This window comes from Flavobacterium sp. WV_118_3, from assembly GCF_039778605.1.
Taxonomy (GTDB): Bacteria; Bacteroidota; Bacteroidia; order Flavobacteriales; family Flavobacteriaceae; genus Flavobacterium.
In genome coordinates this window covers 1,889,284-1,910,014 of the sequence record NZ_CP156060.1, presented here as the reverse complement: position 1 = coordinate 1,910,014, position 20,731 = coordinate 1,889,284, and the positions used below count along the sequence as shown (strand labels likewise).

General features: G+C 35.3%; 25 protein-coding genes and 1 tRNA gene. 4 read left to right on the top strand and 22 right to left on the bottom strand.

Annotated features, from left to right (window positions below):
* The first annotated feature begins 87 nt into the window (after window positions 1-87).
* On the top strand, window positions 88-1,215 hold the full coding sequence (locus ABFU83_RS08905; protein WP_347070164.1) for a WG repeat-containing protein: 1,128 nt from the start codon (window positions 88-90) through the stop codon (window positions 1,213-1,215).
* On the opposite strand, the gene ABFU83_RS08900 is transcribed toward ABFU83_RS08905, so the two are convergent.
* The 18 genes from ABFU83_RS08900 to ABFU83_RS08815 all read right to left on the bottom strand — a co-directional run bounded on the left by ABFU83_RS08900 (window position 1,207) and on the right by ABFU83_RS08815 (window position 13,480).
* Window positions 1,207-1,719 (bottom strand): hypothetical protein, encoded by a 513-nt coding sequence (locus ABFU83_RS08900; RefSeq protein ID WP_347070163.1) that lies wholly within the window; start codon window positions 1,717-1,719, stop codon window positions 1,207-1,209. The genes ABFU83_RS08905 and ABFU83_RS08900 overlap by 9 nt on opposite strands.
* Before the next feature lie 77 nt (window positions 1,720-1,796).
* On the bottom strand, window positions 1,797-2,285 hold the full coding sequence (locus tag ABFU83_RS08895) for a hypothetical protein (RefSeq protein WP_347070162.1): 489 nt from the start codon (window positions 2,283-2,285) through the stop codon (window positions 1,797-1,799).
* A gap of 237 nt (window positions 2,286-2,522) precedes the next feature.
* Window positions 2,523-2,993, bottom strand: a complete 471-nt coding sequence (locus ABFU83_RS08890; RefSeq protein ID WP_347070161.1) for a hypothetical protein — start codon at window positions 2,991-2,993, stop codon at window positions 2,523-2,525.
* A gap of 64 nt (window positions 2,994-3,057) precedes the next feature.
* Window positions 3,058-3,429, bottom strand: coding sequence for a hypothetical protein (locus ABFU83_RS08885; protein WP_347070160.1), 372 nt, complete (start codon window positions 3,427-3,429; stop codon window positions 3,058-3,060).
* Between the two features lie 86 nt (window positions 3,430-3,515).
* On the bottom strand, window positions 3,516-3,788 hold the full coding sequence (locus ABFU83_RS08880) for a hypothetical protein (protein ID WP_347070159.1): 273 nt from the start codon (window positions 3,786-3,788) through the stop codon (window positions 3,516-3,518).
* A gap of 17 nt (window positions 3,789-3,805) precedes the next feature.
* On the bottom strand, window positions 3,806-4,426 hold the full coding sequence (locus ABFU83_RS08875) for a hypothetical protein (RefSeq protein WP_347070158.1): 621 nt from the start codon (window positions 4,424-4,426) through the stop codon (window positions 3,806-3,808).
* A 2-nt stretch (window positions 4,427-4,428) separates the two neighbouring features.
* The gene (locus ABFU83_RS08870; RefSeq protein WP_347070157.1) at window positions 4,429-5,148 is read right to left on the bottom strand and encodes a hypothetical protein; all 720 of its coding nucleotides are present in this window, start codon (window positions 5,146-5,148) and stop codon (window positions 4,429-4,431) included.
* A gap of 45 nt (window positions 5,149-5,193) precedes the next feature.
* Entirely contained in the window at window positions 5,194-5,853 is a 660-nt protein-coding gene (locus ABFU83_RS08865) for a hypothetical protein (RefSeq protein ID WP_347070156.1), read from the bottom strand.
* Between the two features lie 42 nt (window positions 5,854-5,895).
* The gene (locus ABFU83_RS08860; RefSeq protein ID WP_347070155.1) at window positions 5,896-6,582 is read right to left on the bottom strand and encodes a hypothetical protein; all 687 of its coding nucleotides are present in this window, start codon (window positions 6,580-6,582) and stop codon (window positions 5,896-5,898) included.
* A 21-nt stretch (window positions 6,583-6,603) separates the two neighbouring features.
* Window positions 6,604-7,227, bottom strand: a complete 624-nt coding sequence (locus ABFU83_RS08855) for a hypothetical protein (RefSeq protein ID WP_347070154.1) — start codon at window positions 7,225-7,227, stop codon at window positions 6,604-6,606.
* A gap of 45 nt (window positions 7,228-7,272) precedes the next feature.
* A complete protein-coding gene (locus tag ABFU83_RS08850) occupies window positions 7,273-7,785 on the bottom strand; it encodes a hypothetical protein (protein ID WP_347070153.1) in 513 nt (170 codons plus the stop codon).
* Between the two features lie 70 nt (window positions 7,786-7,855).
* The gene (locus ABFU83_RS08845; RefSeq protein WP_347070152.1) at window positions 7,856-8,719 is read right to left on the bottom strand and encodes a leucine-rich repeat domain-containing protein; all 864 of its coding nucleotides are present in this window, start codon (window positions 8,717-8,719) and stop codon (window positions 7,856-7,858) included.
* A 366-nt stretch (window positions 8,720-9,085) separates the two neighbouring features.
* Window positions 9,086-9,532: a hypothetical protein gene (locus tag ABFU83_RS08840; RefSeq protein ID WP_347070151.1), complete on the bottom strand. Its 447-nt coding sequence runs from the start codon at window positions 9,530-9,532 to the stop codon at window positions 9,086-9,088.
* A 30-nt stretch (window positions 9,533-9,562) separates the two neighbouring features.
* On the bottom strand, window positions 9,563-10,138 hold the full coding sequence (locus ABFU83_RS08835; RefSeq protein WP_347070150.1) for an AidA/PixA family protein: 576 nt from the start codon (window positions 10,136-10,138) through the stop codon (window positions 9,563-9,565).
* A gap of 926 nt (window positions 10,139-11,064) precedes the next feature.
* Window positions 11,065-11,592, bottom strand: coding sequence for a hypothetical protein (locus ABFU83_RS08830; protein WP_347070149.1), 528 nt, complete (start codon window positions 11,590-11,592; stop codon window positions 11,065-11,067).
* Between the two features lie 88 nt (window positions 11,593-11,680).
* Window positions 11,681-12,181, bottom strand: coding sequence for a hypothetical protein (locus ABFU83_RS08825; RefSeq protein WP_347070148.1), 501 nt, complete (start codon window positions 12,179-12,181; stop codon window positions 11,681-11,683).
* Between the two features lie 292 nt (window positions 12,182-12,473).
* Window positions 12,474-12,926 (bottom strand): TIR domain-containing protein, encoded by a 453-nt coding sequence (locus tag ABFU83_RS08820; RefSeq protein WP_347070147.1) that lies wholly within the window; start codon window positions 12,924-12,926, stop codon window positions 12,474-12,476.
* A 29-nt stretch (window positions 12,927-12,955) separates the two neighbouring features.
* Window positions 12,956-13,480: a restriction endonuclease gene (locus tag ABFU83_RS08815; RefSeq protein ID WP_347070146.1), complete on the bottom strand. Its 525-nt coding sequence runs from the start codon at window positions 13,478-13,480 to the stop codon at window positions 12,956-12,958.
* Between the two features lie 749 nt (window positions 13,481-14,229).
* On the opposite strand from ABFU83_RS08815, the gene ABFU83_RS08810 reads away from it, so the two are divergent.
* From ABFU83_RS08810 to ABFU83_RS08800, 3 genes are read left to right on the top strand one after another with little or no spacing between them, the layout of a single operon-like run.
* A complete protein-coding gene (locus ABFU83_RS08810) occupies window positions 14,230-15,726 on the top strand; it encodes a hypothetical protein (RefSeq protein WP_347070145.1) in 1,497 nt (498 codons plus the stop codon).
* 11 nt (window positions 15,727-15,737) lie between these two features.
* Entirely contained in the window at window positions 15,738-16,352 is a 615-nt protein-coding gene (locus ABFU83_RS08805; protein WP_347070144.1) for a DUF6705 family protein, read from the top strand.
* Window positions 16,353-16,393: 41 nt separating this feature from the next.
* Window positions 16,394-17,005 (top strand): DUF6705 family protein, encoded by a 612-nt coding sequence (locus tag ABFU83_RS08800; RefSeq protein ID WP_347070143.1) that lies wholly within the window; start codon window positions 16,394-16,396, stop codon window positions 17,003-17,005.
* 268 nt (window positions 17,006-17,273) lie between these two features.
* Here the strand turns inward: ABFU83_RS08800 and ABFU83_RS08795 are convergent.
* The 4 genes from ABFU83_RS08795 to ABFU83_RS08780 form a co-directional block, all read right to left on the bottom strand.
* Window positions 17,274-17,361, bottom strand: a tRNA-Ser gene (locus ABFU83_RS08795).
* Window positions 17,362-17,504: 143 nt separating this feature from the next.
* A complete protein-coding gene (gene ribB, locus ABFU83_RS08790) occupies window positions 17,505-18,641 on the bottom strand; it encodes a 3,4-dihydroxy-2-butanone-4-phosphate synthase (protein WP_347070142.1) in 1,137 nt (378 codons plus the stop codon).
* A complete protein-coding gene (locus tag ABFU83_RS08785; RefSeq protein ID WP_347070141.1) occupies window positions 18,631-20,079 on the bottom strand; it encodes an LptF/LptG family permease in 1,449 nt (482 codons plus the stop codon). Before ABFU83_RS08785 ends, ribB begins: the two co-directional genes overlap by 11 nt.
* Before the next feature lie 7 nt (window positions 20,080-20,086).
* A complete protein-coding gene (locus ABFU83_RS08780; protein ID WP_230978983.1) occupies window positions 20,087-20,731 on the bottom strand; it encodes an outer membrane lipoprotein carrier protein LolA in 645 nt (214 codons plus the stop codon).

Genomic DNA, 20,731 nt, shown 5'->3' with positions numbered 1-20,731 from the left:
ATGCTAAAATAATAGCTGCGGATTACAGCTGGGAACGTTCCGTTTCCGAATCAAGAATAACAAAAAAACAATTGGAACAAATCACTTATGAATACGATCCATAAAATAAAAGTATTACTTGCTATTATACCGCTTTTTAGCATTGTACAATGCCATTCTCAGGAATACAAAACCGATGATCCGCTGGCAGCCTATAGTGGATTCTATCCGTATGAAAAGGGATATGCGACAGTGGGAATCAATAAAAAATACGGATTTATAGATAAAAAAGGACGCAATGTGGTACCCTGTAAATATAGCTTTGTGTACACATTCCATAAAGGATTGGCCGTTGTTGAATTGGGCGAAAAACACGGACTTGTAGACACTACAGGCCGAGAGGTAGTACCTTTGAAATATGATTTTATTGGAAGTTTTGAAGAAAGCGATAGAGCAATCGTGAAATTAGATCACAAATGGGGCTTTATCGACAAAAACGGAAAAGAAATCATTCCTGTTATTTATGAACAAGCAGCTCATTTTTATGGAGCAATCACCACCGTTAAAGAAAACGGCAAATGGTATATCATCGATACCCTGAACAATCGAAAACCGGTTCGGGAAGATTTCGTAGACCTCGGTTCTTTTCACGAAGGACTGGCCGCTGTAAAAATCCGCGGAAAATCAGGGTGGGGCTTTATCAATAAGCAGGGAAAAATAGTCATTCCACCAAAATACGATAGTCCCGCTTTTTTCCTGAATGGTCTGGCAAGTGTAGCGTACAATGGAAAATCCGGTTTTATCAACAAAAAAGGCGAGGTGGTCGTGCCTTTGCTTTATGAAGGTTTCGCTCATTTTAGCGATGGTATGGCGGCAGTGACTCTAAATGACAAATATGGATTTGTGAACACAGAAGGAACGCTGGTTATTCCGGCAAAATACTCGAATGTCTATAGTTTTTATAACGGTATGGCCATCATTCGAATATCCGGAAAATACGGTTGCATTAATAAAAAAGGCGAAACGGTCATTCCATTTATCTATGATGAGATGTATTCGGGCGAAGGGAATTTTGCCGTGGTAAAAGACGGAAAAGGCTACTTTATAGACGCGAAACAAAACATACTGTTTCCGGAAGAGTACCAGAGTGTAGACGGCTTTAAAGACGGAACAGCCCTGGTAAAACAAAACGGAATCTGGTTTTATATCGATAAAAAAGGAAAACGGTTATTTTAGGCGGTAGTCTTTTATAATGGCTATCGCTAAATCTTCTTTATTTAAAATGTTGGAATACCAAAAGCCTTTGCCCCAGGTTCCTTTGCCGACATAGGTTTCCGGATATTCAAAACTAAGAAGTGTTGCGGTTCGACTTTTTAATCGGCCAATTTTTTGAGTGAGTACCTCGAGATCCGAAAATACGAGCATTTCGACTTTTGAGGGATCAATTGTAAGCATTTTGATTTTCAAACCATCGATAATACGGTCTTTGTTGTCTTGGCAAAGATTCTCAATGTCGGATTTTAATTGGGCCATTGCTTTTTCACTGAGTAAAGCCCGTTCTTGCTGCGGATGCTTATTGGTATATTCCGGATGTAATGCTTTGTAGAAATGATAGCTGATATGATGCTTTTCTAATTCGGCATAGGTGGCAGACAGTTTTTGCCAATTACCCCTTTTGTCCCATACGGGATATTCATTAAAAACGGTCCAAATAATATGAAATAGTTGTTTGTTTGCCATGGTTTGTAATTGCCGTAAAAAAGGTTTTTCGCGAACGGAAATTTTAAGTTAGCGGAATATTGCTAGGAAAATGAATGTTATTGTTTTAAAGTTTGTAAAACAGTTAATAGTTCTTGTGATTTATCAATTTGAGTTTCCGTCCAGAAATAACATTGCCCATCAACGCCTTTTTCATCTTTAGGATAAATAGAAAGTCTATTGGTAAAATCCCCGATCATAAAACGTACAGTAATTTCTTTAGATTTAAAAACATAAGTGATCGACTTGTTTTTTTCTGCCTTTTTCGAAGATTTAGGTATTACATAATTTTCAAGATAGATCATAAACTCCGATATTTCGTCAAGATCAACCCACGATGATGTAGAAAATGTGTGGCCTAGACAATCTACAGACATATCCACTTGAAGAGCCTTTACGATCTGGCCTGTTTTCAAATCTGTGATTTCAATCGGAAAAAATGACACTTTTTCGCCCGTACCAGATTTAATATTTGCGGCAACATTCCAATCTTTTACTATTCGATTTACAATAGCGTTTTCAATGAATTTTCGTGTACTCGAATTCATATTATTTTGCGCTGACGAAAAACAGCTCGTGACTAAAAATAACAAAAGTATCTTTATTCTCATTTTTGAAGATAGTTGAATTATAATTGCTACTAGTATTGTTTTTTACGAAATTTTACTCCTTTTATTTTGTAGAAAAACAAACGAAGTTATCTCTGACGAATATACTGTTTCTTTGTGAAAACCTAATGTGTTAGCTTTATAATCAATAATTAAGCGAGAAGATTTTGGGTTTAACTACTTTTCCCACTCGTAAAAATCCTCCAAATCCCATTTATAGAAATTACTGATCACGTCAAAGAATTCTTGTCTGGTTGGATTTTCGGGGAGTATTTCTTTTGGGAAGATCCGATTGAAAAACAGCCTATAGTCCTTAACCTGTATTTCAAAATCTTCGTCGCTTAGTTTTTCGATATCCGAAACACTATTGGGAAAAGCCCGGCTTGCGATTACATCCCGTAAATTCCGACGGTCTGTTCCGTTCCAGTTATTGCCATTGGTTTCCCAAATCGTAATGATTCCCAATAATTGTAGCGGATCTTCGGCAATAAAATCCCGGTTTTCTTGTATCGCCCAATAATTGCCATAAAAAGTATCACTTTCGCCCGGATATAAAAATATCTTATAGCCTTTGGATTGTATAATCCGCAATGCCGCATTATGCGTGTTTGCTTCTGCCGATAGTCTAAAACTTTTATTTGAATCCATATTTTCTATACCGATCATTTTACAATTATTTCCTTACTACATTTTATGTATTCAAAATCCCAATTTATTTCTTGTTCCATTTTAGTTTACAAGTAAGATAATAGTCAATACAATTTCCAATCAAATTGTCTCCGGTTTTGGCATAATAGGCTGCCATAGGATCGATAAACATTTTTTGGATTTGTTCTGTTTTTTCGAATTCCCTGCGTAAAAACAGTATTCTTATATAGTTTGAAAAGGTGCCAATTATATAAGCTCTTTTACAGCACTTTTCGTCAAACATAAAAGGAAATACGATTTCTGTCCATGCTATGTCGTGAAAAAGCAAATCTTCGTCTTGTTCCATTAAAAGCCAATGGTCATCGTAAGCCCATTTTTTGAGATTTACCTTTGAATCGGCTGGATTGTTCCAGTCAAAATCTAGAATTTCGCTCATTTAGAATTAAAATATATAAATTTTCGTTTGACTTTCCGATGTTGGAAAATCGGATGCCGATATAAGATGTTTTTTATGTTTCCGCGCTACTTCCATGCTTTTCCAATTTCATCATAAAGTCCTTTTCGCAATTCGGATAGCGCCTCGTTTTCTTTTTGACAAAGTGTTCCGTTATGATACAATACTAAATCGTTAAAAGAACCCATTCCGCCATATATGGAAAGGATTTTTCTAAAAACGGTATGGTTTTCGGCGGCTTCTAATTCTGAAATAAAATTACTAAAACATTTAGCCCAATGCAATTCTCCGACCTCCATCAGAATTTTATGAATTTCAATACAATAGTCTTTTACGGTCATTTATTAGCGGTTTTTGTTTATTGTATGTCGTAATACTCGTATGAATTTTTCAGGTTGTATTTTTGTTTTATTTCCGTTTTCCAGGCTAAATATTCATCGATAAACCCATTAACGTCACTGGGTATTCCTTTTGTCCAATACATCTCTCCGTGAACGAGTAGCATTGCCCAATGAAATTCCAGTTCATGTGTGATATATTCCACGTCCTTAATTGTCCGGGGCTCTTTTATCAGATAGGAATCATTTAGCTTTTCGGTTGCTACATCGTAGTCAACCTTTCCATAATTGACCATGATGTGTTTTAGCATTTCACAGAATGAAAAATGATTAAATACGACTCCTGTTTCGTCATCCTCCAATTGAAGTCCATCGGTTAGTTGGACTGGTTTTTGTTTGTCCCAAACTTTTATTTCGGGCTTACACCAACCCGTAATGATGTCCAGTATATCGTAGGCTCTGTCTCGTAACGTTTCATCATCTGAAAGGTCTACCGCCACTTGTTCGATAAGTTTCCGGGCCGTTTCCTGTTGTCCGCCGGATTGTTTATAGTCCAATAAAATCTGCTGTACGGACGTATTAAGACAGTCGCCTTGTGCTATTTTTGCTTTTACGATTTTTTGTAGTTCGTTTTCGGTCATTCTTAGTAGTAGGTATATTCTTTGTACAACACATGTTTTACTGTTTGTTTGGTCAGGTCGTCATAGCCATAAAGGACGGTTGGATTGCCTTGGTTGTCATATTTTTGGGCGACTTGAATGCGATACGACACGCTCTTTTTTCCATCGGTGTTTTCCATCTCTTTATTTATAATTTCCTGTATTTTATCGTCTTTGTAAACCGTTTCAATTTCTTCCTCAGATTCGATAACAGCATCCCTTTTGAAAACACTTTTGACTAAGCGGTATTTTTTATCTAAGGAAATAATGTTGGCATAAGAGCTGTCTTTTTCCGAACGAATATTGTAACTGTAATCGTCTAACCAAATGTATTTATAACTATTTTCGGTATGTTCGCCATCGTAAAGATCGACTGTTTCTTTAAACGATAAGTCTTTTCCTGTACCGGAAAAAATACTCGAAAACACCGATTTACCGATACGTTCAAAATCCCATATCTTAGTTATTGTCATAATATTACCCATATTATCGAACGTTATCGTCGTTGTTCCGATGGGTTTCGCCGTATTAGCCGGTATTTTTCCATTGTCAACGGTATGAATATACGTGATCACTTCTTTTACCGGGCCTTTCAATCCATATTCCAGTTTCTGGGTATAGACCGCTTCGGTGGTTTTGCTTTCTTGTCCGTTGCAGGAAAGAAATAGGGGAAGGAGTAAAAGTAAGAGGACTTTTTTTTTCATTTGTTGGTTGGTGTTAGAATCTGCTTTCGTGGCGGATGATTTTCTTTAATCAAAAACAATGTCGACATCAATAGATCCAAAAACAAAACCTGTAAGCTTGTTTTCTTCTATGGCATTTTTGACGTTTTCGTTGCAAATCAAACCGATTCCAAAAGCGGGTGTGATATCGAAGTATTCTGTGAACTTTAGCGATTTAGGGGTTAAACCCCAATCTTCTTTTGCTTCAAATAACTTTCTGTTTTGAATCTTAAAATCTTCAAAATTTATTACTTTAATTGTATTTCCATATTCTTCTTCAATGCTATTAAACGCTATAAAATCCGAATGCTCCCAATCTATACTGCTTGTCTCTTCTATTTCATAACACAGAAAACGGTATTGATGCGGGGTTCCTCGTCTAAAAATAGTCATAGGATAAAAATTGCCGTTTACTTTAAACGATTCAAAAACCTGATAGCATTTTTCACTGATAAATAAACCTGAAGAGGTAATAACAAAATTATTGGATACGCAGTCTGATAGCCTCGAATTATGGTGCAGTACAAAATTATTCAGATCAGGAATATCATCTTCCGTTTTCCATTGACTGATGATACCCCATTGTGAAGCTCTTGCTTGGTGAAAATCAATTTTCAGTTCTTTTACCTGTGGATATTTACCAATTACCTTTGAGTCGGTTTCTTGATATATTTTAAAGTATTTCATACTAATTTAAAGTAGGTATTTATTTGACTTTGTTGTTTGTTTTTATCGTTCTTCTAAAAGCTCAAAATAACGGCTATAATCTTTATCCGGAAACGCTTTTTGTAAGGCTTCCAATGCTTGTTTCAGGTTTTGATAAATACCATCTGCTTTTAAATCGGCTAATGATACTTCGGTAAAAAGATACTGCCAATCGGCTATGCCCAACAAATCCAAAACCGCTTCATAATAGCCGCTAAGCGTCAGATTGGTTTTATACGCCAACGCTCTATTGATATAATAAACGACCGGTTCATTTGGTGATGCGATGCCATCTTGAATACTGTAAACGGCTAATTTACCATCGCCAATTTCCGGACGCGTGTCGAGAATACGGAACGTCTTCCACAAAGCTATTTCTTCCGGTGCCTGACCTTTAAACCAAAGTTTTTCGTCATACATTTTTTCCGTTAACAACAATCCGCTGTACAGTTTTTCAATATTAAATTCCAACTGCGTCGCAAAATCATCTACTTCAAACCAGGCATGAAAATAGAATTTGTCGATATTCAAAATATCTAAATACCTATCAGCTACGTGTTCATATCCCAATTGTGAAAAATCATTGATCACAAAATCAGCGGTAGCCTGATCCGTTTCTAATATATTCGATTTAATAGTGACCTCTTCAAAATAGTTTGATTTTGTGATGGTTTCTAAATTTTCAAATTGCTCGGTTATTTTAAATTCCATATATTTTTTATGGTAGTGTTCTTAAATCCATTCTGCGGGAATAATAATTGCCTCGGGGCAATTAAAATTGTTGATGACATCGAGAAATTTTTGAGTTACGCCAATTTCTCCGTGGTCTGTAAAGTCAAAGATATCGGCACCTTCATACGTATCCGAAAAAACCTGTAGCGGAATCGGATTTTCAGTTGTTTTCCGTATAATCAATTTCGATTTTTCCTCATTGTATTCATTGAGTGTCAGGTTACATCCTTCGCAAATTCCGTTATAATCACAAGCAATAGGAATATTTTTAATCGCAGGAGCTAAAATGGCTAAATAAACAAAATCAGGTATTGTTTTAACATCAATGTCGGCATATTTATAGGGTACCTTTTTCACCTTTAGAGGCGCAAATCCTTTAATTCCTGCTTGCATCAGGGCTTCGTACAGCTTATGGGAAACCATCAGTATACCGGAAGCGCTTGCCCAATCTTCTCCGTTATATCGGTCGACCTCCAATTCAACTTTCGAATATTCGATTTCTCCTTTTAATTCCCTGTTGCATTTTTCGCATTTGGGCTGTTGTACTTTACTACTCTTTCTGCTCAGGCTTCCCATCCAACTTCTGCAATTGAGGGTGTATATTTTTTGGGGTTGATTTTCCATTTTTTTGACTTGTTATTTTGTTTATATAAGCATTAGCGTAATTTTTTACTTTGTGATTTCATTCTCCAAACTCTCGATTATTTTATCATCAATTGGCATTCTTTTCAGATTTAGCATCCCACATTTTATAAACTCCAGAATTTTTAATCCGTTTGTTTTTCCTTTAATGATCGACGTTTTTAGCTTCCCTCCGACTTTAAAGAACATTTTTTGTGACGTGCCAATAAATGATTTTCGATCTTCATCTTCCAAAAAGAAAGCGATCTCATTTTCTTTTGGTTCATAAAGCTTGGCATCAGACATTATATTAGCTCCATCCGATTGTGTTTGTATCCGAATCACAATCGATTTTAAATCGCTATCCCTGGAATTGAAAATGGCACTTTTAAAATTCTTTTTCATTACGGTTAAGTTCTCATAACCACCTCCGGAACTGTATTCGTCGTAATATTCTTTTGGGTTGTCTATTTTATGGATATTCCCACAATTGAGTTGGTGACTTTGTGCTTTGCCGATTGTAACAACAAAAAGGGCTATTAGGGTTATCTTTTTTTTCATAAAATTGTTTTGCGTACCGCTATTGCTCTGAGGCTTGTAGCGGGTGTTATTTGTTTGTCGGGCAGGCGTTTTATAGGGACAACCATAAACCCGGCCTTTTCGATAACGTCTCCGGTATCGTTAAAAGCGGATTGCCTTTTAGGTGCAGTTGATCGATCCGGTAACCACCCTGACCTAAGGTTCCTAGTGATTCCAGTTCATTGTTGTCAAGGTAGATGTCTTCAAAGACCACCTTGTGCAAGGTGTTGGGCAGTGTTTTTAAGCGATTACTACTAATATTAAAATAGACTACTGTTTCTTTTAAGTTTCCTAAAGATTCCGGCAAATGCGTTAACTGATTGTGATGTAGGTTTAGCACTTGAATCTGAGTCATGTTTCCGAACAGTTCCGGAAGCTGGGTCAGTTGGTTATTTGCTGCATTGAAACTATATACTCTCGTCAAGGAACAGATGCTATCAGGAAGTGTTTTTAGTTGGTTGCTTTCCAGATCGATATTGGTAAGCCTGGTCAGCTTTCCAATTGCGTCCGGCAAACTTGTGAGTTGGTTGTTTTTCAGGTCGATATAGGTAAGTGTGCTAAGATTCCCGATCGTGTCCGGCAGACTTGTCAGTTGGTTGTTTCTTAGGGTTAGTAAGTCCAATTGGGGTAAGTCACCAATGGCATCCGGCAGGCTTGTCAGTTGATTGTTATCCAGATAGAGCTGTCTCAGGTTTTTAAATTGTCCGATGCTCTCCGGCAGTTCCTTTAGGTTCTGATTGCGTAGGTCGAGTGAGGTGTGTTTTAACGGGTTTTTTAAGGCTTTTTCAAACGTTAGCGGCTTCTTTTTAAAGAGTTGTCCGATCGTGCTAAAAATACTTTTTTTAGGAGCTTTTTTTAAAAGATCCCCAAGGGTCATGTCGTCGTGGTTGGCCATTTTTTTAATATTTTGTTTCAAAGTTTTCCAGGTCGATATAAGGATCGGGAAGATAGCCAAAAAATCGTTTGATCAATTCGCATGATTGTGAAATTTGTCAATAAGATACAAAAATCAGCTAGCTTGAAAACGTCTGAACTTTTATCAAATGTGTATAATCAAAAATAACCAACCTATTTTAGGACGACTCAATAAAAAAAAATGATATTAGTATTGGGATTAAATAGTTTTTTTAAGAGCAAGCCGTCTGAATATACCAATAAAAAATTCAGTCTAAATTTAGTTTTTGACTGAGTTTAGACTGAATTTTAATGCTAATAAAAATGTAAAAAAGGCGAAATGTATTAAAAATCAGATTGGTATCAATAATATGAATTATTGACTTTGCTATTTTGGATTTAATACCCCTGCCGTAACGGTATAGATTAACCCATCGGCTCCCTCTTGTGCAAAACCAAAAATACCATATTTTCCTCCCTGGTAAATTTGGTTGTTTCTTTCATTGTAAGGTATAGCGGCCCATTTTTGAACATCAGAAGCTTTAACAGTGATTTTGGTAGTCGGATAGTTTGAATCTGATGGACATGAGATTTCCAGAGTGAAAGAAGTGTCCAGAATATTATCGTCCGGCACTAAAAACCAGGTAGGTGTAGGGCCAAAACCATTTTGTCCGGGAGGTGTTGGCAAGGCTATCATTTCGTTAATTGAAAAAGATCCGGTTCTTACATTTCCATTAGTAATTTTTGTTACTTCACAGAATAGTTGACTTCCGTCTGCTGCTCCTGCATCGTTTTGACTTAGAGCAGATAATTGAAAAACTGTATTTTTTGTCATGTTTTCTTATGTTTTAACTAGGTTGTTTTTTTAAACTACTGCCTCCTGTTTTTTTAGGTAAGCTTGACGTTCTCTTAAATAATCTTCGGTATTCATTACCTTTACGAAAGGATCCCAAAAATAATAACCCAGGCTGTTTCCCAGATTATCCATTATTTGAAAAGAAATTGAATACTGGGTAGTTCCTGTAGCCAATACATTAGAACAATAATCGGTTTGTTTAACTATTTGATAACCCGGTAAACCTGCCGTGTCATAAATATTTCTGTAAGTCACAACAGGAACCGGAGTAGAAATGGAGGGTGGATTAGGTTCAGAGCCCGGATTTACACCTGCAATTATGGCATCATGCTGCAAACCGGATCCGGGACACGTTAATTCCCATTGAATAGTATCACCTACATTAGCATCAATTACCAATTCGGAATCAGCTCTGTTTTTATCAGCACTGTCTATATAGCCTCGGCTCGTAATCATATACACATATATATCGGATGTGCCATATGATCCCAGAGATGTTGGATTTGTAGCTGTTCCTGCTGGAATTTTGTTTGCAAGAATCGTTTCAACATCTATTACACTAAGAATGTTTATTGTATTTGCCATGATTTCTAAAATTTATTGATTATTCCTACTCATAAGGCTTTTCGGATTTCTCCCCGTTTTTATAGTGGTTTCTGAACTCCACTTTTAAATAAATGAGTGAAAAATAAACCTAGCTAGCATTTTAATTTCTTTAGTAAAAGTATGGTGTTGTAATCGTGTACGTTGAGAAAAAACCATAAGCATTCGTTTTTTATCCATAAGAGTGCGAAACGCAGGAACAAGATTTTTGTGTAACACCTTTATAATACAAAATGAAATAACTTTCACTGGTTAATTACAATAAACATTCTTAGTGTAATAATTGTTGCGCCCATTCGATTAAAGAATGATGAATTAATTAACTGTATTAAAAGGGGGGATAAACTTAGTCGTTATATCGGTACTAGTAGGATACCTCGAAACCAATACAGATGAGAAACGATCTGAATTCGCAAAATTATTAGCATATGTACGTTTTTGTAAAACAAGCTATACATTTTTGATTGTAGTAAAACAATACGTGTTTTTACGTAATTTAGAACTAAAGCATTGAAATAGAAAATGTAATAAAAATAGAAGAGTAGTTTTGTTCACCGGAGAAGAAAATCGCAAAGTATCGTAAAATAGAAAAAGCCCTGATTTTAAAATCAGGGCTTTTTAAAAGTGGCGGGCTGACAGGTATCACAATCGAACACCTGATGCCGCTTTTGTTGTATTTTAATAAGGTTGAGGAGGATATGTAGACTGTATTGTTTAGTAATATTATGGCTTACTTATTTATAATGGTTTGGGGATTGCTGTAGGCGGGGATTTTTAGTACAAAAGTTCAATCGAAGAACGAATGTTCAACTTTGTACAAATGCCTAATCAAAGGCGTTAAGCCCCGATTTTAGCAATACCTTGTTAGCTTTAGCCTTTAATTTATTATTATAACTTTTATTGGTTGATTAATTAATATCTTTTGGGATTAACAAAGAATGAATTGTGACCACAGCAAAAAATAATATTATAACCCAGTGTAAACAAATATAGATGTTGTGACGTTTGAATTCATAATCCTTTTTTCTAATAGTAATTTTTGGGCTAGGTTTTATTATCAAATCATTAATTGTTGAAAGTTTTAAATCGTATTGTTTCCTAATTTCATCTGCTCTTATTTGATGCATCCTTATAAATGGCATAGTGCTTTTTATAAATAAAATTGAAATTATATTAATTGCAAAGCCAAATAAAAAAATAAAGAATATGGATATAGAATCTAAAGAGTTAGGATTTGCTAGAGTAATTCCTAATACCCCTGTACAAATAGTTAAAACATAGTTGCTGAAATTTTCTCTCCTAGTTTCTAAATTATCGATTCGATCGTATTGTATTTGGTGATATATATTTTCGTCCATTTTTTCGCAGTCATTCATAAGGTTACAGCTAACGTCCCGCCGGCTTTGTGGAGTTGGGGATTTTTGTTCCGAAGCCATTCCATTAGGAACTGAGACCAAATATATAAAATACCTTTAAATTTTACCCTAAACCCCAATTTCTTAAAACCGTTGTTAGTAGCAGTATTTATCCAATCAATATTTCAGATTTATTTTCAACAATTATGTTGTATTCTGCTAGTCTTTTGAAAAGATCATTGACATTAAATATGCTGTTAAACTTTTGTTTAATAACATTGTCGCTGTCGGAAATAATTTCTGGATTTGTTTTAAAAGTTTCATATACTTCTGTAAGCACAGAATTGTATGTTTTCTGAATGTTAACAATTTCATCTTTGTGAAATATTAGATATCCGAAATAAGCAGATGTAAGATTCATTAAATCTTCACCAAGAATCATGTAGATTGGAACTGCAAATACATCATTTAGGCTATCATTTTCAAAACCAATTCTTTCTAAATGTATTTTTGAAATTGAGATTTCTCTAAAAATTGCACCTGTAGTTTTAATTATCTGATTATTTTTTAGAATTTCAATTGTACTAACATTTTTTTGTGTATCTAATAGTTTTATTGGTGTCCAATTATAGTCTATTTTTTTAACTTCGTAAAAGTTGTCTTTTTTCATATTATTTTTTTTAAGGCTGTGTGAAATATTGCCACTAACATTGTTTTTTACGAAACTTTTTCCTTATTTATTTCGTAAAAAAGCTATATAGCTGTATTTCTTAGATCTATAAGAAAGTAATTTAGACATGACAAATCAATCCGTGTTTTTACCTAATTTGTAAGCTAAAGTATCGAAATATAATTCTTAATAAAAAAAGAAAAGTTTTCAGTTGAACCGCATAAAAAGTGAACCAATCACAAGAATGTATCTTAACTTAAGTTTCAGTTTTTGTTTGGATATCCAATATGCTTTAATCGTCTTCTGATAATAACTTTATAATCGCAATCCCTAATAATCCTCCTACTACCCAATTTAAAGCATTATTCGATTTTTCTTTTTTTCTTTTCTCAATCATTGAATGGAGACGAGTAATGCTATACTGTGGATTTTGTCTATTAAATCTGACAACCAAGTTACCTTGTTCAAAAGCTGGATTTATTGGTAAATTGTCTTCTATCAAAAAAAATGCTGTTTTTCCATTTTTTTGGGCTAATTCCCATTCTTTCAGTACCCATTGTGAATTGATACCAAAATGAGAAGCAATGCCAATAAATAAATCGGATTTATTGATTTGGGTTTGTATGTTATATTCTATGTTTTGTCCTGGAAATATGGAATTATTATGACTCGTTTCAATAAAATATCCATTGTTGGCCAAGTATTCTGTTATCAAAGACAATACATATAATTCGCTATCGTCCATCGAGTGTGATATGAATGCTGTTTTTTTCATTATGTCAATATGTCGTTGATACCAGTTAATTTTGCTCTTTGCATTTTATAATCGAAAAAATCTGGAAAATAATGCTCATGCAATCCATTTGTTTTATATAATTTTTTAACAAATGTACTACCGTTCCAAATCACATATTTATAATTTCGCCTACAATTATTTCTCAAATTTTCAAAAGTTGTAGAAACACCATTCGTAACAGAGTTCTTGCAGATTAACAAATATCCATCTGCTCTATATTCTTCTATTAATGTTGGAATATTGATTCTATCGAGAGAACTTTTTTTAAGTATGTCATAGAATTTACATTGAACAATCCATCTTCTTTCAAATGAGAGTATTGAATCATTTATTCGGAATGTCAACAAAATATCTCTTCCTCCGTCAGGACCTTTCCCAACAGGTTCAACAAATACTTCGGTTAAATTATTATCTTCCAAATCACGCGTCTCATTGAAATACTCAGCAACTAAGTTTTCGAATTGTTCCCAATCTTGTATTTCTGAAAAGTCAATTTTGTTCATTAAAGTTTTGATATTACCTATAGCATTTTCTTTACGGAATTCTTCGCCAATTTATTTAATAAAAAAGCATATAGCTGTATCTACATATGCAAGAAAGTAATTTATAGATAATAACGCAATACGTATTTTTACTTAATTTCATATTAAAAAAAACGTTGATAGAAATCTATTTTACTAATCTTCTATAAATGGGGCATATTTTAAAAGCAGACTGCTTTATATAAAGAGAACTAAAACCAAATCTGATCGTAATAAAATATAAAGGAAATGCAGTTTTCAAAAATCAGAGAGGATCAAAAAGTATTCTCTGTAAATTATCTAATTGTAAATCAATACCCTGCTTAAATAAGACAAAGTAATTTTGAAACATTTGTGCGTTGATACATACAAATAAATAAGTACATTTATATATTTCATACTCATTCTGTAACGGGTGAAAAAAAAGAACTATTTATAATCAATAATTAGGAAAGAATCTTTTTCTGTCTGTTAGGAATATAACACTTCCATAATTTCATTAATTGATCAAAAAGGATTACCTCTAACAATTGTAAGATCAGTCTCGCTTGAACTCAAAGCATAATTAACTGTAACATTCTAAGTCACACGAACACTTACTGTAAGAAAAGTACCCCAATGATTATACGTGTTTATACTGCAATTTGGCACAAAATGTCTTAACTACGGGAAAACCGTAATTGGATTGATATTGAGAAGCTAATATTTGCACACGCATTTTAATAACAATTATGAAAACTATTTTTAAAGTATGGATTTTTATGATCCTGGTGATGCTCACAGGCTGCGAGCTGAACGAGGAAGTTGTTCGCAACGAAAACTATGCGGCTAAAATCAAGATTAGAGAAACATCATTGGATAAATTACTTGGTGAAAGCAAGTTTGCTACAGCCTATAATAAAGTTTATGCGAACCGGGATAAATCCCGTACAGTTATGGAAGCTCAGTACAATTTTAACATCGTACCGCATGGCGCAAAGGTGATAGAAGATGGTACTAAGACTTCCTATACCTTTAAGATTACAAGAGAAATCAATAATCCTGATTATTTTGAAAACCTTGTTATCAATGTAGATAGCATAGGACAACCCAGTGCTTATATTTTAAAGTACACACCAAGTGAACCTTTACATTCAGGTGCTCACGGTTCGTTTGTATTTAAGGGAGCCATTAAGCTAACGCCTATCAATTATAACGTTTCCCAAATGAGTAAGGATATTGTTTGCCATACGGCCACAGTAATGATGTGTAATGAGGCGAATAGTGGCAATACGGTTGGAGTGGAACACGTTCGCGGAGTTAATTGTAATAACTCTGATTTTTTGTATAGTGTTACATCCACAACCTGCGACGTTGTTGGCGGAGGTGGAAGTTTTGGTGCCGGAGCAGGTCAATACACCGGAGGTAATAATACCGGAGGGCAAAGCGGTAATGGCGGTGGCGGTGATGAAGATCCAAGTGGAGGGAATTCTAATCCTCCTGGTAATTGTCCACGTTGCCCAAATATCATAACGGTACCTGTTGAAGACTGGATTGAACCTCCTTTGCATTGTGATAAACTGAATGAGTTATTGAAAAGTTTCAATTTTAAAGCGGCAATAACAAATTTAAGAAGCCCTCAGGTATTGACAGGTAATCGAGAGCTGGGATATAACCTTCTTTTAAACGCACAGGGAAAACTTTCTCTTGTAGAAGTACCTGAAGGAAACACAGGCGATAGCTATGTGAATTATTCTTCTACTTCTCCAATTTTGTTTGGAGGACTACATTCTCATAGAAATGTGCATGCTCCTATGTTTTCGCATGCGGATGTATTTATTTTATCAAAATTCTATGCACAATATAATTATAGCGCTAATCAGGGGACTCCCGATCCAAAAATACCTGTACATCTTTTAGTCTCTTATCAAGGCGTATATGCTCTATGCATGGATAATCAAAGTGCCATTCAGAAACTACAAGAAATATACAGTGACAAGGATAAGCGTAGAAAATTCATAAATGAGATTCAAAAAAGGTATGATAAATACGCAGACAAAAATACTTTGCTACCGAATGGTTATCCATCGGATTACCAAAAAAACTTATTAGACTTTCTAAATGAGAATAATTTAGCAATCTCTTTGTATAAAGCAGATGACAATTTGACAAAATGGACTAAATTGGTACTCAATACAGATCCATCCACAAAAACTAATATCCCAATAAATGAAGTTAACTGTAATTAATATTAATTGACATGAAAAATATCTTATTATCTCTTTTAACTGTCTTTATCATTTTTTCATGTAAGGCACAAACCATAGTACCATTAGCCGATAGTCATAGTGAAGCGTATCACAAACCTAACACTTATACTAAAGATGTGGATAATGAATTTGGTAAATACGAAGGGACGTGGAAGTATCAAGAAGGAAATAAAACTCTGATCATTAAATTAAAAAAGAAAAATTTTGATTATTTTCCGGATAAAAATTATTACGAAGACCTGTTAATAGGTGAGTATGCTTATAGTGTAAATGGCACAGAATTAATCAATACATTGGATAAACTTAATGTGCCTCAAACCTCTACGGGAGCGTATGACATATATGGGAATAGAATTGTCCACAGAGGAATTCACCCTATTTGTGCAGATTGTTCATTAGATGAAAAGAGAGTTATTCTTTTTATAGATGACCCAGAAAGAGATTACTTAGATAATTCTTTGGTACTTCGTTATAAAATTGAAAACGGTACGCAAAAAATAATTGCAAAAATTTATAAAAGTGGTGCATCCGTATTCATTCCCGCAGGAGCAATTGATGAAATGCGTGTCCCTTATGGAGAATACATTTTGACTAAGCAACCGTAATTAGACAGTTTTTATAAAATGAACTGCAACTAAATACAACTATGAGATATATTATCATAACGCTTGCTTTATTTGCCCTTTTCTCATGTAAGGCGCAAACTATAATTCCAATTGCAGGAGGTAATAATCCGTTAAAGTATAAAAGTGGAACTTACAATAAGGACGTAGATAACGACCTTGACAAATTTGTCGGTGTTTGGAAATTTCAACAGGGAAATACTTCTTTAGAAATCATCTTTAAAAAGATAGTGCATAGTTATTATTCGACGGGAGGTTATTATGAAGATCTTTTAGTTGGTGAATATCGTTATGTGGCTAATGGAACCGAAATTGTAAATACTTTAGAAAGAATAAACCAGCAACTTGGTGAAAATGAAATCAATACTATCGAAGGGAACCTGATCATAAATAGAGGTTTTTTTCCACAATGCTCGGAATGTTCTATAAATGAAAAAAGGATAAAACTTCATATAACTGATCCTATCAGAGATTATCTTGATAATGCTATCGTATTGCGATATAGTAATGAAAATGGAATAGCAAAGATAAAAGCAAAAATCTATAAAAATGGAGCATCTATATCAGTTCCTACAGGAGCAATCGATGAAATGCGTGTCCCATACGGCGAATACATTTTAACAAAACAACCTTAGAATTTCTTAGGAAGTTTACCTGGTTCCTGTAAACGGCCAGATGTCCGCTTGTTAAACAAACCGATCTTTTAAGCCCTTAACTCGGAACGCGTGGGCTTAGCTTGTAGTAAAAATTGATGCCTGTTTACTTTTAATGTAAGTAGACAGGTTTTTTTCTGTCTGGAATTAAGATGCTCAATAGCGCGGATTTTTAATCTGTGCCTGCGAAGAAAGATAAAATTAAGCATAAAAAAAGCCCTGATAATTTTTTATCAGGGCTTTTTAAAAGTGGCGGAGAAAGAGGGATTCGAACCCCCGGACCTGTTACAGTCAACAGTTTTCAAGACTGCCGCAATCGACCACTCTGCCATTTCTCCAATATGTTACAACCGCTTTAGGATTGCGGTTGCAAATATAGTGTGTTTTCCGGGTTTTACAAGTCTTTTGTGCTATAAAATCACTAAAAAATTAATTGGTTTTGTAACAGGTTTATAGTGATTGACTTATAAATCGGAAATTATTAAAAACCTACATATTCGGTGATCTCCAAACCGTATCCAATCATACCCACGCGTTTGGTTTGCTCGGAATTGGATAATAAACGAATCTTACAGATATCCAAATCGTGTAGCATTTGCGCTCCGATTCCGAAATCTTTAGTATCGATCTTGATCTGAGGTGCTTTGTTAACCCCTTGTGCCTGTAAATTTTTCAGTTCTGACAAACGGTTTAGCATATCAGCCGACTGGATTTCCTGGTTGATAAACAATATCGCGCCACGGCCTTCCTCGTTGATACGACGGAACATATCATCCAGACGTTTGTCAGCATCATTGGTAAGCGTACCCAAAATATCGTTATTCACATGTGTGGAATTGATTCGCGTTAGGATCGATTCGCCAGAACTCCAGCTTCCTTTGGTAAGCGCAATATGTACCTGCTTGTTGGTAATTTGAAGATAAGCGCGAAGACGGAACGTTCCGAAACGGGTTTCGATTTCAAAATCTTCTTTTTTCTGAATTAAACTGTCATGTTGCATTCTGTAGGCCACCAAAGCCTCAATCGATACGATTTTAAGATCAAACCGTTTGGCTACTTCCATTAATTGTGGTAAGCGTGCCATAGATCCGTCCTCGTTTAAAATTTCTACCAGAATTCCGGCCGGTTTTAAGCCTGCCAGACGCGCTAAATCGATAGCCGCTTCTGTGTGACCGGTACGACGCAATACACCGCCTTGTTTGGCGCGTAACGGAAAAATATGCCCAGGTCGGCCCAGGTCTTCCGGTTTAGTGTCGTCATCGACTAGTGAAAGTATCGTTTTAGCTCTGTCGTGAACCGAAATACCAGTTGTACAACCGTGACCTTTTAAGTCAACCGAAACGGTAAACTGGGTTTCATGAAGTACGGTATTATTGGTCACCATCAGATTTAAGTCAAGTTCTTTACATCGGGCTTCGGTTAGAGGAGCACAAATCAGACCGCGGCCATGAGTAGCCATAAAGTTGATCATTTCAGGAGTCACTTTTTCAGCAGCAGCGATAAAATCCCCTTCATTTTCGCGATCTTCATCATCGACAACAATAATGATTTTGCCTTGTCGGATATCTTCAATAGCTTCTTCTATAGTGTTGAGTTGTATGTTAGTGTTAGTTGCCATTTTGATTGTTATTATTTTTAAATAGTTTTTCGGAAAGTTTTTGGAACGGCAGTGTAATCCAGTCAAAATTGATCATGACACCAATGTCATTGGTTGCGCGATAGGTTAGGAATATTGCCAGCGGTGTTAATACAATGGATGCCATCCAGGTTCCTAAAAAGGGAGGAATACCATTTTCCTGAGCCACTTTTTTACCGAAGGTATTGATGAAGTGGTAAATAATAAAGATAAGTACCGCAAATACGATTGGTAATCCCAGTCCTCCTTTACGGATGATGGCTCCCAGTGGTGCCCCGATAAAGAACATTAGCAGGCAGGAAAAAGCGACTACAAATTTTTCGTGGAGTACAATCCAGTGTACGTTGATGTTTTTTTGTTTTTCAAGTAAATCGGCACTATTACTGTCGATAGAATAGTTTAGACTCGTGATATTGTTTTTGGCGATTTCCAGAACTTTGTATTGCATATCCGGCGCCATCAGTGACAATAGGTCTTTAGCTTTGTACGGGTCACCTCCAGCAGTATTATGTCTGGGCTTCAACGCATAATCGGTCCCTTGTATGATATTATCGGCAAAAGAAAGTTTATCCTTTTTTAGATTGGTTTCGAGTGAGTCGATCGTAAAATTCAACTCATTCAGAGTAAGCATGGTATTCGTATTGGTGATTTTTTCGTTTTCGTCTACCGGATTTAAAGCGGTCAGATCAATATTTACGCGGTATTTTTTAAAAGCAGCTTTGGCAAAAGGCTCTCTTTTGCGTTCTTCATAGTTTTTAGGCATCACATCCTCATAATAATAACCATCGAACAGATCCAGTTTTAGAATATTTGAATTCTCTTCGTTGATCAATAAACCTCTTTTAGCTTTAATAACCGATTTGTTACCGGTTCCGAGATTGGATTTCTCGTGCATGGTTACGCCTTGTAATTGTTCGCCTTTTTCACCGGACTTTTTGTTGACTTTAATCGAAATGTTACCGATTTTATTAAAAAGTCCCTCGGCAATAGCCATAGCGGGTTTGGTATGGAAAATTTCTTTTCGGAGGTTTACGAAGTTATATTCGGCTTTTGGAATGACATTGTTGGCAAAAAAAAAGGATACAAAGCTTAGTAACACAATAAAGATGTTCAAACTTTGCATGGCCCGTTTCAGGGAAATACCGGACGATTTCATCGCGGCAAATTCATAATTTTCAGCAAAACTTCCAAAAGTCATGATCGAAGCCAGCAAAATAGAAAGTGGCAATACCAGCGGAATCATTTTAGGCGAATAGAAAAGCAGGAATTGAAATACAAGCCAGGCATCGAGATCTTTACCTGCCAATTCGGCAATAAAGAGCCATATTCCCTGTAAAATGAATATAAAAAAAAGGATTACAAATACCGTAGCAAATGTAATCAGAAAGCTTTTAAGAATGTAACGGTCTAATATTTTCACCCGATAATTAATCTAATTTATTGATGTAGTAATTAGGATATTTACTCTCGGTAAAGGTAAAATGATTTTTCGAAATAGGCTGATTCGTTTTAAAAGAATTAACAGTAAGCGTGGTTTTTGTACCGTCTTTTGCAATTTCGATCTTATTATAGATATGTTTGGTTTGAGTATCAATACCTAACAGTATTTCTTTGGTTTTATCTTTTGAACTAAGTGGAGTTAGTTTTACATACTGAATTTTACGACCCCGGATGTTTTGCAGGATATCCCAGTTGTATTTATAACCGGAATTAAAGAACGTTAGCATTTTGGATGGAGTGATGGAATTTTCATCGTTTTCGTTGTATTTGGAAATCGTTACCTCTTCATCTTCCGGAATGATGGTATAATTTTTCTTTCCGTCGAAGATACGGGTAACGCCCATAAAGTTCAAAACAAACTGGTTCCCTTTTAAAGTAAGGTTTCCTTTGCTATCCTGATTTTGGTTTTGTTTTTGATTTTGCAGGGTAAAGCGAAAATCGATTACGATGTTATCATAACTTTTGGCTTTAGCGGAAACTTCATCCAGCAGGTCTTTTGCCTTTTTGGAGTCCTGGGCCTGTAATGTTAAACCAAATAGGAGTAGGGTTAAAAATTGAAAAAAAGTACGCAT